This is a genomic window from Pigmentiphaga sp. MLSB6-MA01 (genome assembly GCF_058793475.1).
The window spans coordinates 135385-150132 of the sequence record NZ_JBXAFV010000005.1 but is presented as its reverse complement, the minus strand read 5'-3'; the positions used below and the strand labels follow the sequence as shown (position 1 = coordinate 150132).

Annotated in this window: 14 protein-coding genes; 11 read left to right on the top strand and 3 right to left on the bottom strand. The window is 64.6% G+C overall.

The window, feature by feature from the left end; all coding sequences use genetic code 11:
- Positions 1-128 precede the first annotated feature (128 nt).
- Positions 129-827 carry a GntR family transcriptional regulator gene (locus tag AC1Q6E_RS10455; protein WP_152793319.1) on the bottom strand — a complete coding sequence of 233 codons (699 nt, stop codon included), beginning with the start codon at positions 825-827 and terminating at the stop codon, positions 129-131.
- Positions 828-939: 112 nt separating this feature from the next.
- Here AC1Q6E_RS10455 and AC1Q6E_RS10450 point away from each other — a divergent pair, with 112 nt between their 5' ends.
- A complete protein-coding gene (locus AC1Q6E_RS10450; RefSeq protein WP_492572689.1) occupies positions 940-2691 on the top strand; it encodes a CocE/NonD family hydrolase in 1752 nt (583 codons plus the stop codon).
- A gap of 39 nt (positions 2692-2730) precedes the next feature.
- Entirely contained in the window at positions 2731-3726 is a 996-nt protein-coding gene (locus AC1Q6E_RS10445) for a Bug family tripartite tricarboxylate transporter substrate binding protein (protein WP_492572688.1), read from the top strand.
- A 243-nt stretch (positions 3727-3969) separates the two neighbouring features.
- On the opposite strand, the gene AC1Q6E_RS10440 is transcribed toward AC1Q6E_RS10445, so the two are convergent.
- A complete protein-coding gene (locus AC1Q6E_RS10440; protein ID WP_492572687.1) occupies positions 3970-4869 on the bottom strand; it encodes a LysR substrate-binding domain-containing protein in 900 nt (299 codons plus the stop codon).
- Positions 4870-4999: 130 nt separating this feature from the next.
- On the opposite strand from AC1Q6E_RS10440, the gene argH reads away from it, so the two are divergent.
- The 3 genes from argH to AC1Q6E_RS10425 are packed head-to-tail and all read left to right on the top strand — an operon-like array spanning position 5000 to position 8303.
- The gene (argH, locus tag AC1Q6E_RS10435; protein WP_492572686.1) at positions 5000-6511 is read left to right on the top strand and encodes an argininosuccinate lyase; all 1512 of its coding nucleotides are present in this window, start codon (positions 5000-5002) and stop codon (positions 6509-6511) included.
- 47 nt (positions 6512-6558) lie between these two features.
- Positions 6559-7521 carry a tripartite tricarboxylate transporter substrate binding protein gene (locus AC1Q6E_RS10430; RefSeq protein ID WP_152793314.1) on the top strand — a complete coding sequence of 321 codons (963 nt, stop codon included), beginning with the start codon at positions 6559-6561 and terminating at the stop codon, positions 7519-7521.
- 26 nt (positions 7522-7547) lie between these two features.
- The gene (locus tag AC1Q6E_RS10425) at positions 7548-8303 is read left to right on the top strand and encodes an aspartate/glutamate racemase family protein (RefSeq protein WP_492572685.1); all 756 of its coding nucleotides are present in this window, start codon (positions 7548-7550) and stop codon (positions 8301-8303) included.
- On the opposite strand, the gene AC1Q6E_RS10420 is transcribed toward AC1Q6E_RS10425, so the two are convergent.
- The gene (locus AC1Q6E_RS10420; protein ID WP_492572684.1) at positions 8277-9140 is read right to left on the bottom strand and encodes an amidohydrolase family protein; all 864 of its coding nucleotides are present in this window, start codon (positions 9138-9140) and stop codon (positions 8277-8279) included. The genes AC1Q6E_RS10425 and AC1Q6E_RS10420 overlap by 27 nt on opposite strands.
- 168 nt (positions 9141-9308) lie before the next feature.
- Between AC1Q6E_RS10420 and AC1Q6E_RS10415 the strand changes: the two genes are divergently transcribed.
- The 6 genes from AC1Q6E_RS10415 (at position 9309) to AC1Q6E_RS10390 (ending at position 14602) form a co-directional block, all read left to right on the top strand.
- On the top strand, positions 9309-10265 hold the full coding sequence (locus tag AC1Q6E_RS10415; protein ID WP_296559779.1) for a LysR substrate-binding domain-containing protein: 957 nt from the start codon (positions 9309-9311) through the stop codon (positions 10263-10265).
- 120 nt (positions 10266-10385) lie between these two features.
- A complete protein-coding gene (locus AC1Q6E_RS10410) occupies positions 10386-11363 on the top strand; it encodes a tripartite tricarboxylate transporter substrate-binding protein (protein WP_492572683.1) in 978 nt (325 codons plus the stop codon).
- Between the two features lie 32 nt (positions 11364-11395).
- Positions 11396-11866 (top strand): VOC family protein, encoded by a 471-nt coding sequence (locus tag AC1Q6E_RS10405; RefSeq protein ID WP_492572682.1) that lies wholly within the window; start codon positions 11396-11398, stop codon positions 11864-11866.
- Between the two features lie 33 nt (positions 11867-11899).
- Positions 11900-12679: an alpha/beta fold hydrolase gene (locus AC1Q6E_RS10400; protein ID WP_492572681.1), complete on the top strand. Its 780-nt coding sequence runs from the start codon at positions 11900-11902 to the stop codon at positions 12677-12679.
- A 46-nt stretch (positions 12680-12725) separates the two neighbouring features.
- Positions 12726-13691: a Bug family tripartite tricarboxylate transporter substrate binding protein gene (locus AC1Q6E_RS10395; RefSeq protein ID WP_296559781.1), complete on the top strand. Its 966-nt coding sequence runs from the start codon at positions 12726-12728 to the stop codon at positions 13689-13691.
- Positions 13692-13717: 26 nt separating this feature from the next.
- Positions 13718-14602 carry an NAD(P)-dependent oxidoreductase gene (locus AC1Q6E_RS10390; RefSeq protein ID WP_492572680.1) on the top strand — a complete coding sequence of 295 codons (885 nt, stop codon included), beginning with the start codon at positions 13718-13720 and terminating at the stop codon, positions 14600-14602.
- The last annotated feature ends 146 nt before the right edge of the window (positions 14603-14748 follow it).

Sequence of the window (14748 nt, the reverse complement as noted above, 5' to 3'; positions counted from 1 at the left end):
AAAAATTTCGGCTTTGGCGGCCTCTGCACTTGGCGCGGCATAAATACGCCATGGGGTACGTGTCGTGCCTCGAGTGCGAACTCTCTGTCTCTGCAAGCCTCTGCCAGATCAACTCTGTTCGGTACCTTTCAGGGCGTCGGCATGGCTTCCAGGATAGTCTCCAGCGTGCGCCGGATATGCGCTTCGAGCAACCGGCAGGCCTGGGCCGCATCGCGGTCGAGCGCGGCTTTCAGGATGTTCTCGTGCTCGTCGCCGATATCACGGTCGCGCGAGTACGATGCCAGGAACAGGCGGCGGTAGCGATTGCTCAGATCGTGCAGGTTGCCGCAATACTGTTGCAATAGCGCAGACTGGCAGCCGGCCACCAGCGCGCGATGAAAGCGCTCGTGCCAGTGCTCCCAGGTCTCCAGTTGGTCGGGCTGCCAACGCATCGACTCCAGCTTGCGCAACTGGTGATGGGTAGCAACCAGTTCCCGTTCCCATTCGTCGTCGCCCAGGTCGATGGCCGTGGCCAGCGCCCGGGTTTCTACCGCCACGCGGATTTCCAGCAGGTGCTGGAGTTCAGTGCGCGATACCGGCGCCACGTAATAAGCCCGGCTTCCCTCTGACACGATCAACCCTTCGGCGACCAACTTGGACAAGCTTTCTCTCAAGGGGCTCCAGCTGACGTCGAATTCGGTGCGCAAGTCTTCCAGCCGCAGCCTGAATCCCGGCTGCAATCGGCCGCGCAGGATCTGGCCCCTGATGTGGTCGCTGATCTGCGTGCTGCGCGTGGCGCCGCTCTTGCCGGTTGCGGGCGCCAAGTGAGTGGCCGAAGCGTCGATCATGGGGAAGGGATAGTCCTAGTGCCAAGTGCACTCATTTTACCGCCGAAGCGTCTTGCGTTTCTTCAATTATCGTTAAATAATTTAATTAACGATAATTGAAGAAAATAACGATATGAACTTGGGGTACGACTACGAACGAACCGAAATCCGGTCCGGCATGAAGATCACCTGGCAGATTCCCCTGTGCATGGACGACGGCGTGGTGCTGCGCGCGGATTTGTTCCAGCCTGTGGAGGGGCCGGCGGTGCCGGTGATCATGAGTTATGGCTGCTACGCCAAGGGGCAGGCATTCCAGGAGGCCTACGCATCCCAATGGCAATCCATGGTCGAGGAGTTTCCCGAGATCGAGACCGGATCGTCCAATGCCTACCAGTGCTGGGAGCTGACCGACCCCGAGCGTTGGGTGCCGCATGGATATGCGGTGCTGCGTGTGGACTCGCGGGGGGCCGGCTGGTCGGAAGGCATCCAGGATCTCTGGTCGGAACGCGAGACCCTGGATTACCGGGCCTGCATCGAGTGGGCCGGAGAACAGTCCTGGTGCGACGGCAACGTAGGCCTGCTCGGCATTTCCTACTATGCGGCCAACCAATGGCTGGTCGCCGCCACCCAGCCGCGTCATCTCAAGGCCATCATTCCGTGGGAGGGGGCATCCGACTGCTATCGCGAACTCTACTATCACGGGGGGATACGCTGCACCTTCCTGGATTCCTGGCTGCCTCGCCAGGTACCCATGCAGTATGGGCAGGGAGAGCGTTCGCGTCGTCATCCGATTACTGGGGAGCCTTGTGCAGGCCCGGTTACGCTGGATCCGGACGAGCTTGCCGCACGGCGCGTAGACAAGCGTTCCGACGTCAAGGCGCACCCTTTGTCCGACGACTACTACAGCAGGGTAGTCACCGATTTCGATGCGGTGCAGGTGCCGCTGCTGTCCTCGGCCAACTGGGGCGGCCAGGGGTTGCACCTGCGTGGCAACATCGAGGCCTATGGCCGGTCGGCGTCGCGCGATAAATACCTGGAGATCCACGGCCTGGAGCATTGGACGCACTTCTATACCGACTACGGCCTGGATTTGCAGAAGCGTTTCTTCGACCGCTACCTGAAAGGCAATCTGGCCGCTTGGGAAAACCAGCCGCCCGTGCTGCTGCAAGTCCGGCATGTGGATGGGTTCAGGGCACGGGCGGAAAACGAGTGGCCGCTGGCCCGCACGCAGTGGACCTCCTGGCATCTGGACGCGGACGGCGGTTTCTCGGCCGCATCCGGGGCGCAGGTCGGAACGATGAGCTTCGGTCCGGGCGACGACGGGCTCACTTTCGTGTCCGAGCCATTGTCTGCGGACATGGAAATCACCGGCCCGCTGAGCGCGAAGCTGTTTGTCAGTTCGGCCTCGGGCGACGCCGACCTGTACGTCGTGCTGCGGCTGTTCGATCCGCAGGGGCAGGAGGTGGCGTTTCGCGGCGCGATGGATGCCTATACGCCGATCGCGCAAGGCTGGCTCAGGCTGTCGCACAGGGAGCTGGATACGGCCCTGAGCCGGCCCTATCGGCCTGTGCTCAGGCACGAGCGGTGGTTGCCTACGGCACCTGGCGAGATCGTCCAGGCGGAGGTGGAAATCTGGCCCACCAGCATCGTGGTGCCGGCCGGGTACCGCCTGGCATGCTCGATTCGCGGCCGCGACTATGAATACCAGGGGCAGGTGGATCCGGCCAGGCAGGCGAGGCACCGTTATCCGTCGAAGGGCTGCGGTCCGTTCTTGCACAACGATCCTGACGATGCTGCGGATCCTGCCCTGTGGGGGCCGGTCACGTTGCACGTCGGTCCCGACTATCCCAGTTCTCTCCTGTTGCCGGTGATTCCACCGCGTTGAGTCGATCCAGCAGGAACACAACCATACCGGAGACCATTCATGCATATTCAGAAGATCCATCGTCACGGCCTGCGAGCCGCCTTATTCCTCGTACTGGGCATCTCGGTCCCCGTCTTGTCCGTGGCCGCGAGCGCGGCATTTCCCGAAAGGCCGATCCGGGTCGTGGTCGCGTTCTCGCCTGGCAGCGCGCCGGACATCGTCGCACGCACGCTGGGTGAGCAAATGTCGAAGACCCTGAAGGTGCCCGTACTCGTCGAGAACAAGCTGGGCGCGGATGGCGTCATTGCCAGCGATTCGGTTGCCAAGGCGGCGCCGGACGGACATACGCTCTACCTGGCCACCATGGGGAACCTCGCCCTGGCGTCGGCCACGATCAAGACGCTTCCCTACGATGCCGCGACTGCCTTCCGCGGTGTCGGGTTCGTCGCCAACAATCCGTTCGCCATCCTGGTGAAACACGACCTGCCCGTGCGGTCGGTTGCCGATCTGATCCAGGCTTCCCACGGCAAATCCCAAGGCTTGAACTACGGTTCGGCAGGTACGGTCGGTCCGCTGGTCGGCGCCGAGATCAAGCGGCGCACAGGCGCAAACATGACTTACATTCCCTACAAGGGCGCCCAGCCAGCCCTGGTCGATCTGGTCGGCGGGCAACTGGACATGGTGATCGCCGATCTGCCCAGCTTGTTGCCGCTACATCAGCAAGGCAAGGCGCGCCTGCTGGTTGTCACCACGGAAAAGCGTTCTGCGCTCGCCCCGGATATTCCCACCATGGGCGAATCGGGGTTCAAGGGCTTCGACGTATCCACCTGGTACGCCATGGTCGCCCCGAACGGCACTCCCGACGGCGTCATCGGCAAGCTCAACGAGGCGCTGAACGGAGCGTTGAAGAGCGCGGAGGTCAGCAAGCATCTCTCCGGCCTGGGCATGACAGCCAGTGGTTCGACGCCAAAGGAACTCGATGATCTGATTCGCCTGGAACGGGAACGTTGGGAGCGGATGGTCAGGGAGACTCAGCAGATCACGGCCAGGCCGTAGTTCCGGGACCCGGGAACAGACACTGGTGGGTGCGGAGGATAAGAGACTGTCCGTCGGATCCGCCTGCCTGCATTTTCCGATGTACGCCTGGACTGAGTCTGGTTGCCCGGCCTGGCAAGGAAGCCTTCGAAAAAGCGGCCAAGACTACCGCCGATAAGGTGTCCAACGCGCTGCTGTGCGCAAAGGAAATCATCCACGAGCATTCCATTGTTTTCACGGCGGTCATGGCCGCCAGGTGTTTCTTCAAGCGTCGATTGAGCCGCTGTTGAATCCACCAAAAACCTCCCTCACACACTCCCCCATCCGCCGCGCCAACGCCCCAACCGGAAAATTCTCCGACGTCACCGCATAACTATAAAGCTCCACCTTCTCCGAAAACCCCACCTCGACAACCCCTGGAACCCGAAGCGCCCGAGCCACCACCGGATTCACAATCGACACCCCCAGCCCCTTCGCCACCATGGTGCATATCGTCGTCGCATAAGGCGTCTCAATCGACAGCACCCGCTTATCCCGCACAAAGTGCCGATCAATCGCCGCCCGATTGAAGCTCCCCGCCGGCAGCGAAATGAAATCCTCCCCATCGAAGTCCGAAGGCTTGAGCACCTTCTTCCTGGCAAGCCTGTGCTTCGCTGGCACGACCCCCACGCCATAAGCCGTATTGATCCGTTCATACTGCAGGCTGGGCAGGTCGGTGTGTATCGAGCAAAACCCGATATCGCAATACCCCGTCGCGACCCACTTCGCCACGACATCCGACCCGCCGGTATTGACCACCACCGGGATGTCCGAGACCTTCTCCCGGAAGATGCGCATGGCATCCGGCATCACGCACTGCGTGATCAAACCGACCGCCCCCACGCGCAGCAGTCCCTTGCCCCGCAGCCGGATCGAGTTGGCGCTGTCGTTCAACGACTCCAGCCCGATGAAGGCGCGCTCCACGTCCGCATAGAACGCCTCCGCTTCCGGCGTGGGAACCAAGCGTGTTCCCACACGCTGGAACAGGACGAAGCCCAGTGTCTTCTCCAGCAAGGCAATCCATCGGCTGACGTTCGGCTGCGACGTGTGCAGCAGCCCCGCCGCGGTGGTCATCGAGCGCGTCATCATCACGGCGCGAAAGGCTTCGACCTGCTTGAAGTTCATGGGTGGATTCCATCCTGATGCATGCGCATCGAGCATATCATTTTTGTATTTGAAGCCGTCGATATGTGATTTGACGTATGGGTTGGCCGGGACGGAGACTGCATTCCTGCATTCATCACCGGCCTCCCACATGGAATCCAAAGTCAGTGCCCGCCTGAAGCAACCCCTCGCGAAGGAGGTGATCGAGTTCATCTTCCTGCCGCGCCTGAACCGGGAGTTCTTCGCGAATTTCGAATTGCTGCACCAGATCAATCTTGCCCATCTGCTGATGCTGGACGAGCAAGGGATCCTGGATAAAAGCACGTCCATCCAGCTCGCCAAGGCGCTGCTGAAAATGCAGGCCGATGGCCCCGATGTCGTGGAACTCGACCCCGCGCGGGAAGAAGCCTATTTCAACTACGAGGCCCATCTGATCAAGCTGGTGGGCCAGGACGTGGGCGGCCGGCTGCATACGGCGCGCAGCCGCAATGACATGGGCGCGACCATCGATCGCATCCGGGCGCGGGATTTCGTGATGCGCGTCGGTACGGCGTTGATCGGCCTGGCGCAGGCCGCGCTGGACCAGGCCGAGCAATATGCCGACTGCGTGATGCCCGGCTACACGCACATGCAGGCGGCCCAGCCGATCACCTACGGCTACTACCTGTCGGCGCTGGTGGACGCGTGGTCGCGCGACATCGATCGGGTGCTGCACACGCTGGACACGGCGGACGCGTCGCCCTTGGGGTCCTGCGCGCTGGCCGGCACGTCCTTCCCCATCGACCGCGCGCTGACCAGTTCCATGCTGGGCTTCAGCCAGCCGTTGGCCAACGCGCTGGACGGCGTGGCTTCGCGGGATTTCGCGCTGGAGCTGAGCGCGGCGCTATCGATCATGATGATCACGTGCAGCCGCCTGGTGCAGGATTTCTACATCTGGTCCACGCCGGAGTTCGGCTTCCTGTCCTTTCCGGACAGCATCGCCAGCACGTCCAGCATCATGCCGCAGAAGAAGAACCCGGCGGTGCTGGAGAACCTGCGGGGCAAGACGGGCCACCTGATCGGCCTGACGACGGCGGCCTTTTCCACCGTGAAGTCCACGCACTTCACCCACTCGGGCGACAGCAGCCGGGAAAGCACCCGGACCTGCTGGGAGGCCTGCGAGGAAGCGCTGAAAGCCCTGACCTTGATGAAGCTGCTGGTGGAGCGGGTCGAGCCCAACCGCGAGCGCATGGCCGCGCGCGCGGCGGAGGACTTTTCCACGGTGACCGATCTGGCCGACCTGCTGGTCCGCAAGGCCGACACTTCGTTCCGCGACGCGCACCACATCATCGGCGCGGTCGTGCGGCAGGCGCTGGACCAGGGCCTGTCGGCCAGGCAGATCACGCCCGCGATGATCGCCGCGGCGGCCGGCGAACAGTTGGGGCGGCGCATCGCGCTTCATGAGGACGACCTGGCCGGCTGCCTGGACCCGCATCGCAACGTGGCCGCCCGCCAGTCGCCGGGCGGTCCCGCTCCCAGGCGTGTACTCGAGCACCTGGGCGAGCAGCGCGCCCGCCTGGACAAGCAAAGAACCGTCATCGACCGGACGGCCCGGCGCATCCACGACGCCCGGGAATCGTTGCAGGAACGCATCCGCGCGCTGGTCGCCGCCGAAGCGAAGTAAGCACGGATCCCTTCATTCACCTAATAATCATGTGCAGGAGACCAACCATGTTCAAGCCCATCGCCGTATTTGCGATCGCCCTGGGCGTCTGCCCCGGAGTCCAGGCCCAGACTTATCCCAACAAGCCCGTCACGCTGGTCGTGCCGTTCGCGCCCGGCGGCACGGTCAACCTGATGGGCCGCATCCTGGCCACCCGCATGTCGGAAGTGCTGGGGCAGCCGGTCATCGTCGAGAACAAGGGCGGCGCGGGCGGCAGCATCGGCGCCGGCATCGTCGCCAAGGCCGCGCCCGATGGCTATACGCTGCTGTTGGCCACCATGGGCCAGCAGTCCATCCAGCCGCTGCTGTCCAAGGACCTGCCCTATGACGCGGAGAAGGATTTCGCGCCCATCGCCTTGTTCTCCACCGTGCCCAACGCGCTGGCGGTATCGACCAACGTGCCGGTGAAGACGGTCCAGGAACTGATCGCGTATGCCAACAAGCATCCCGGGAAGCTGAACATGGCGTCCGCCGGCATTGCGTCGGTCAACCACCTGACGGGCGAACTCTTCATGCTGCGCTCGGGGGCGACGTTCACGCATGTGCCCTACCGGGGCGCGGGACCCGCGACGGCCGACCTGCTGGCCGGCCAGGTGCAGGTGATGTTCGCCAACCTGCCCAACGTGCTGCCCTACATCAAGCCGGGCAAGCTGCGCGTGCTGGCCATGGCCAGCGAGCAGCGCAGTCCCGCCGCGCCCGACGTGCCCACGCTGGCCGAAGCCGGCGTGAAGGATGCCGTGGTCGAGTCCTGGTACGGGCTGATGGCGCCGGCCGGCACCAGTCCGCAGATCGTCAAGAAGCTGGAAGCGACGATCATCGGCATCGCCAAGGAGAAAGCCATGGCCGCGCAACTGGCCGAGCAGGGCGCCTTGCCGTTCCCCGGGACGAGCGAGGATCTGGCGAAGCTCTCGAGCGAAGAGACGCGGCGCTGGAAAGACATCATCTCGCGCGCCAACATCCAGTTGAACTGAACGCACGGCACACAGGACGGACGAACGTGGTTCCAGTCGGCATCATCGGGGGCATGGGCCCGTTCGCGGGGGCGCACTATGTCGGCCTGTTCCTGGAGGAATGCGCGCGCCTGATCGAGGCGGACGGGGCAGGCGTGACCGACCAGCGCTTTCCGCCTCACTACCTGTTCCAGTTGCCGGTGCCCGACAGGACGTCGGCGCTGCTTGGGGCGCAGGACGAATATGGACGGGTCCTGCGGGCATTGTCCGGGCAGATGGATGGGTTGCGGGGCCTGGGGGCGAAGGTGGTCGCGATGTCGTGCAATACCGCGCATGCGTGGCATGCCGAGTTGCGGAGCCGGTATCCGGACATGGCGCTGCTCCACATCGGCGATGCCGCCGCCGATCATCTGGTCGGCCAGGGCGAGGCGGAAGTCGGGTTGCTGGCCACGGCCGGGACGGTCAGGTCGGGGATCTATGCCGGGTCGTTGGAGCGTGCCGGTATCGCGTGCCGGGAGCCGGACGGCGACGAGCTCGAACTGCTGATGCGGGGGATCTACCAAGGCGTGAAGGCGGGCGACAACGCGCTGGGGCGGGCCTGTTTCAGCCGCGCCCTGGAGCGGATGCGCGGACGTACCGGGGTGGCGGGATTCCTGATGGCCTGTACGGAGATCCCGCTGGCACTGCGGGCGGAAGATGTGCCGGCGGAATGCCGGTTGTATGACCCGGGGCGGTTGTCGGCGCGCGAGTTGGCGAAGCGGGCGTGTCGGCGCGGGTCATTCCGGACAGGCGAATCCGTATAGCCGGCGCGGGTTGTCGACCAGGATCCGTTTTCGCAGATCGGCCGCCGGACACCATGCCGCCAATGTGTTCAACAGCGCCCCCGAATCCTGTGGCGGCGCCATGACGTGGGGCCAGTCCGTGCCCCACAGCAAGCGGTCCGGCATCGCCCGGATCAAGGCCTCGGCCATCCGGCCGGCATGGCCGGTGCCGGCCTGCTCCAGGCGGTAAGGGCCCGTCAGCTTGACCCAGATGTTCCCGCTGGCGGCCAGGCTGGCGATGAAGTGCTCCACGGGCGGCTCATCGTCCGCGTCGTCGGACGTGACATAACCCATGTGCGCGATGGAGACGGGGCAGGGCATCCGCGCGATCACTGGTAGCGCGTCGCGGCAAAGACTGCCCGGCGTGTAGAGATCCACGCTCCATCCCAGGCGTTGGGCCAGCTTGCCGGCGCTGGCCAGCAGGTCATGGATCGCCGGGCCGGACAGCCCTGAGGCACGGGCCCTGAACAGATCCAGGCGCAGGCCGCGTACGCCGGTTTCATGCCACGACCTCAGCGTCGATAGCGGGGTTTCGAGCGGCGCCATCACGATGCCGCGCCATTTCTGCCCCGACCGCCGCAGCGCGTCGAGCAGGCAGCGGTTGTCCTCTTCATAGAAGCTTGGCTGGACCAGCACGGCGCGATGCAGGCCCAGCGTCGCGGCCGTCTCGGCGTAGTCGCGGCCGGTGGCGGCGGGCAGGGTATAGCGTGCCGCGCGTGACGGGGGATACCGGTCCGCGGACCCGAACAGATGCATGTGCGCATCGCAGGCGCCGGCAGGCATGTCGAAGCCTGGCCGCTCCAAGCGGTCGGCGGGCATGGGCGGGGTGCTCCGCCATGGGGAGGGTTGTTTCACCGGTGCTCCTGGATGAGGCCCCGCGCGGCTTGCTTGTCGGCTGTCGCGGGGCCAGGTTCGGCGCTATTCTCGCCGGCAGGGTTTTCCAAAAAAGATGGCAATAATGTCTCGTTGATCCCCAGGAGGAATCAGTTGAAGCTGCATCAGTTGAGGGATTTCATCGCGGTGGCCGACCACGGCAGCCTGCGCGCCGCATCGCGCCACTTGAACGTGTCGCAGTCGGCCATGACGAAAAGCATCCAGCAGTTGGAGAAGGAAGTGGGCGCGCCGTTGCTGGAGCGCCAGAAACGCGGCACCGTGCTGACCCCCATGGGCATGCTGTTCGTGCAGCGGGCGCGCATGGCCACGGCGGAGCTGCAGCGGGCCAAGCAGGAGATCCAGCAGCACATGGGGGGCGGCGCGGGCAGGGTGGTGGCCTGTCTGTCCACGGTGCCGCACATGATCCTGCTGCCGGAGGTGCTCAAGCCGTTCCTGGACCGTTACGGGGACGTGCAACTGACGGTGCTGGAAGGCCTGTCCTTCGCCGGCGTGGAGGCGCAGCTGCGCGACGGCAGCGTGGACTTCTACGTGGGGATCGAGCCGGAACGGCGCATCGGACAGGAGTTCGCGGTCGAGCCCCTGTTCGGCAACGACCGCGTCATCGTCTGCCGGGCGGGACATCCGCTGCGTGGGGCCAGGTCGCTGCAGGAATTGCGTTCCGCGCGCTGGGTCATGAGCGCGGCCGCGCCGTCGGACACCCGGCTGCTGGGGCTGTTCAAGAAGCACCGCCTGCCCATGCCCGAACATGTGACCTTCGGGAACAACATCCTTTCCCAGATGGTGGCCGTGCTGAATGCCGACATGCTGGCGATGATGCCGCGCCAATGGCTGGAATTCCCGCTGACGGCCGGGCACATCGAGCGCATACCCATCAAGGAGGCCATCGATTCGCCTTCCATCGTCATGATCCGGCGCGCCACCTTGCCGCTGACGCCGGCGGCGGAGTATTTCTGCGACCTCGTCCGGCGCGCCAGCGCCCGCATGCCGGGCAGGACTGCCGGCCGCAAGACCGCCGAGCGGTCCAGGAAACCTCCCGTCCGGGCCGGATAGCGCGCGTTCCGGGGTGATGAGAAAAAGCGATCAAACGGACAGTATTGACATCTTCTGGTCAGATCGCGCGAATGAAAGAATCCGCCTGTCGATGATGTATCGCCAAAGGAGACAGGCACCATGACAACAAGAAGAGCATTGCTGGCAGCCGCGCGCTGGACCGCGCTGGCCCTTGCCTGTGCGGGCGGCGCGCTCCATGCCCAGCCGTCGGGCGACCGCGCGCTCAGGCTGATCGTGCCGACCAGCCCGGGCAGCAGCGCGGATGTCGGCGCCCGGCTGGTGGGCGACCGCATCCAGGCCGCGAGCGCCCGTCCCGTCGTGGTCGAGAACAAGGTCGGCGCCGGGGGCAGCCTGGCGGCCGCCTATGTCGCGGCCGCCACCCCGAACGGCGATACCGTGGGCATCCTGGGCAATACCTACCAGTTGTTCGCCGAAGAATTCCCCAGCCAGAAATTCGATCCGGTGAAGGATGTCGTGCCCGTCGCGCTGATCAGCCGGGGCGCCAACGTCTTGCTGGTCGCCAGCGATTCCGGCTATGGCCGTGTGGACGATATCGTCCGGAAGGCGCGCAGCCAGCCCGGCCGCCTGAGCTACGCGTCGGCCGGCATCGGCTCCAGCACCTATCACAGCGCGGAAAGGCTGCGCACGGCCAGCGGGCTGGACCTCATCCATATTCCCTACAAAGGGTCGCCCGAGGCCGTCCAGGAGGTCATCGCCGGCCGGGTCGATTTCGCCTTCGCGCCGGTGCCCGTCGCCCTTTCCTTCATCCAGGGGGGGCGCGTCAAGGCCGTGGCCGTCAGCGCGTCGCGCCGTTCGGCGCAGTTGCCCGACGTGCCCACCACGGTCGAGGCGGGCGTGCCCGATTCGTCGTATGACACCTGGCTCGTTGCCCTGGTGCCGGCCAGGACGCCGCGCGCGGTCCAGCTCGAGTTGAACCGCGTCTTCACGGCGGCGACCGCGACCCCCGAGATCCACGCGAAGTTCGCTTCCCTGGGCGTCGAGCCGGAAGATGCCGGCCTGGACGAGACCCAGGCCTTCGTGGCCCGCGAGTACGAGCGCGCCAAGGCCGCCCGCGCCAGGATGGCGAACGCGAAGTAACCGGTTTTCCTGTTCATAGAAAAAGGTATTTCATGATCAAGCTGCAACGATTGGGCCATGTGCTGATGGCCGTCCGCGACCTCGAGGCCTCGAAGAAGTTTTACATGGAGATCCTGGGCTTCAGGCTGCTCGAACAGGACCCCGAGCACGGCGGGGTGTTCCTTTCCATCGGGCCCCATGGCAACACGCTGGACCTTTTCCCGAGCGTGGAGCCGGAGGCCACGCCGCCCAGCGCCAGCGATGCGCGGGGCATGCTCGGCCTGGGCGTCAAGCACGTGGCCTTCGCGGTGGCCGAGGAGAGCGACCTCAAGGCGGCCTATTTCGCGCTGACCGAGGCCGGCGTGCCTATCCAGCGCGCCCTCGACCACGAAAGCCAGCAGAGCATCTATTTCCACGATCCCGACGGCAATCTGCTGGAGATCGTCTGGGAGCGGCCCGACGCCCTGGACATCTTCGCCAAAGGACGCGGCGACAACGACGACGAGATCTCGTTCGAACGCTGAGCCACCCACCACGCCACGCATCGAGGAGTCCCCATGGCAACCGCACGCATCAATGGCATAGACCTCTACTACGAAGTGCACGGCGAGGGGCCTCCCCTCGTACTCGCGCATGGGGTGGGCAGCAACCACCTGCACTGGTGGCAGCAGATTCCAGCCCTGCAGAAGAGATTCACGGTGGTCACGTTCGACCACCGCGGCTTCGGCTTTTCGACCGAGGATGGACAGGGCCCCCCGGCATTCGCGGACGACCTGGCGGCCTTGATCGACCACCTGGGCTTCGACAGCGTCTTCCTGGCGGGCCAGTCGATGGGGGGCGTCACGGCAATGAGCTATGCCACGCGCTTCCCGCAACGGGTGCGGGCCCTTGCCTTGAGCTGCTCCGGCGGCGGGGTGGTGCCGGTGCACCATGCGCCGACGATGAAAGGCGCACTGGAGAAATCGCCGGACTACCTGTCCTTCGCCCGGCTGAGCATCGACCAGGACGACTTCCGCCGCCGCCGTCCCGAGGCCTGCTTCTTGTTCGAACAGCTCGGCCAGCTCAATCGCGACGTGGACCTGCGCATCCTGATGGGCATGCGGCAGCTCAAGAACGACCTTGGACCGCTGGTGGCGGCGGGCACGCCCGTCCTGCTCATCGGGGGCGAAGACGACAATGGCGTCAATCCGTCGATGCGTGAGTTGCAGAAGATGATCCCGGGTGCGCGCTTCGAGTTGGTGACCGATGCCGGACACCTGCTTTTCTTTGAACGCCCGGACGTCTACAACCACCTGCTGGAGAGCTTCTTCTGCCAGCATATGAAACAGGGCATGTGACATAGGCCGCACGGCAAGCACGGGGACATGAATGAACTGGAAAAGGATGGCCGCGCGGGTTTCTGTTGCCTTGCTCGCCTGTGGCATGACCGTCGCGGCACGCGCGGACGACGCGTTTCCCGGCAAGATGATCAAGATGATCAACCCCTATGCCGCCGGCGGGGGCTCCGATGTGCTCGCCCGGGTACTGGCGCGGGATATGAGCGCGTACCTGAAGCAGCCGATCATCATCGAGAACCGGCCGGGCGCATCGGGCCTGATCGGCGCCAACGCCGTTCGAACGGCGCCGCCGGATGGGTATACGCTGCTTTTCACCAGTTCCAGCGCGCTTGTCGGCGCGCTGGTCAAGGCGCCCCAGCCATTCGACCCGTTCCAGGATTTCGCGCCGGTGGCCCGCGCCGTGGAGTACCCGCTCTATATGGTGATCAATCCCGAGATTCCGGCACGCAATCTGCGCGAACTTGCCACCTATGCGAAAAACCGTGCCCAGCCGATATTCCATACCAGCGTGGGCATCGGATCCACGGGCCATCTGGGCTGCGAACTATTCGCGCTTGCGGCGGGCATCCCGCTCAGCTACGTTCCCTATACCTCCGTGCCCGCCGCGTTGCAGTCGGTCATGACCAATCAGACGCAGTTGATGTGCGACTCGGTCGGCGGCGCCCAGGCCTATGTCACGCAGGGCAAGCTGAGAGGCCTGGCCATCATGGGCAAGTCGCGCATGCCCCAGGTTCCGGACGTGCCAACGACGGCTGAGGCCGGGTTCCCAGGTGTGGAGGCGGGCGTCTGGCTCGGGCTGCTGGCGCCGAAAGGTACGCCCGCATCGGTCGTACAAAGACTCAACGAGGCCATGAACCTCGCGCTCAGGAATCCCGAAATGATCGAGCGCGCGAAAGTACAGGGCCTGACCATCATCCACGAGACTCCCGGGCAGGCCGATGCGGCAATCAAGGCCGACCTGAAACAATGGGCCGAGATCGTTCGAATCAAACAGATCCGGCTGACCGATTGACCGGGTCTGGCTTCCAGGAAGAATTCATGAAGATTGCAATGATGGGCGTGGGCAACATGGGCGCGGGCATCGCGCGGCGCCTGATGGCGAACGGACATTCGATCGTCGCTTGGGATCTTTCCGCGCCACGGATGGCCGCCCTGGCCGAAGGCGGAGCCGGCGTCGCGGAATCGGCGCAGGCGGCGGCCCGGGATGCCGACGTCGTGATCACCAGCCTGCTTGGCGACAGTTCGGTCGAGCAAAGTGTGCTATCGGACGGCGGGTTTCTGGCCGCCATGCAACCCGATGCGATTCATCTGTGCGTCACCACCATCTCGCCGGATTGCGCGAATCGCCTGGCATTGGCGCATCGATCGCATGGCACGCGCTTCGTGGCGGGCCCGGTCGCGGGGCGTCCCGATGCGGCGGCGGCGGGCCAGCTCACCACCTATCTGGCCGGAGATCGATCGGCGGTCCAGGCGGTCGCGGAGCTGGCCAGCGCCTACGCGGTCAAGATCGTTGTGCTGGAAGGCCCCGCCGGCCTGGCGAATGCCATGAAGCTCAGCGTCAACTACACCGCGATCTCCATCATCGAGATCATGGGCGAGATCTATGCGTTCGCCGAGAAGATGGGGCTGGACCGGGCGCTCTTGCGTGATTACTTCGAAGACGCCTTCAGCCGGCCCGCGTTGAAGATGTACGCCAACAAGCTGCATGAGAACAGTACCACCGGCACGAACGGATTCGCCCTGGTGACCGGACTCAAGGATGTGAATCTGATGATGGATGCCGCGAGCGGGTGCGGCGTGAACTTCGAGGTCGGTTCCATTATTAAAAGGAAGATGTTGAAAGCCATCGACATGGGGCTTTCCGAGGCCGACTGGAGTTCGATCTCCCAAGTGACGAGAAGCGAGTCGGGTATCGAGGTATAGATCGGGTCAAGGCGACGCCGGCGCGCACGGATTGGAAGCGGAGGATCTCCCGCCCGGCTGCCGGTTACATGACCTAGGACGACTATCGGCACGGGAGTTGGCGAGGCGGGCGCTTGTGATGTCTGTCGCAAACACAGCTGCATAGC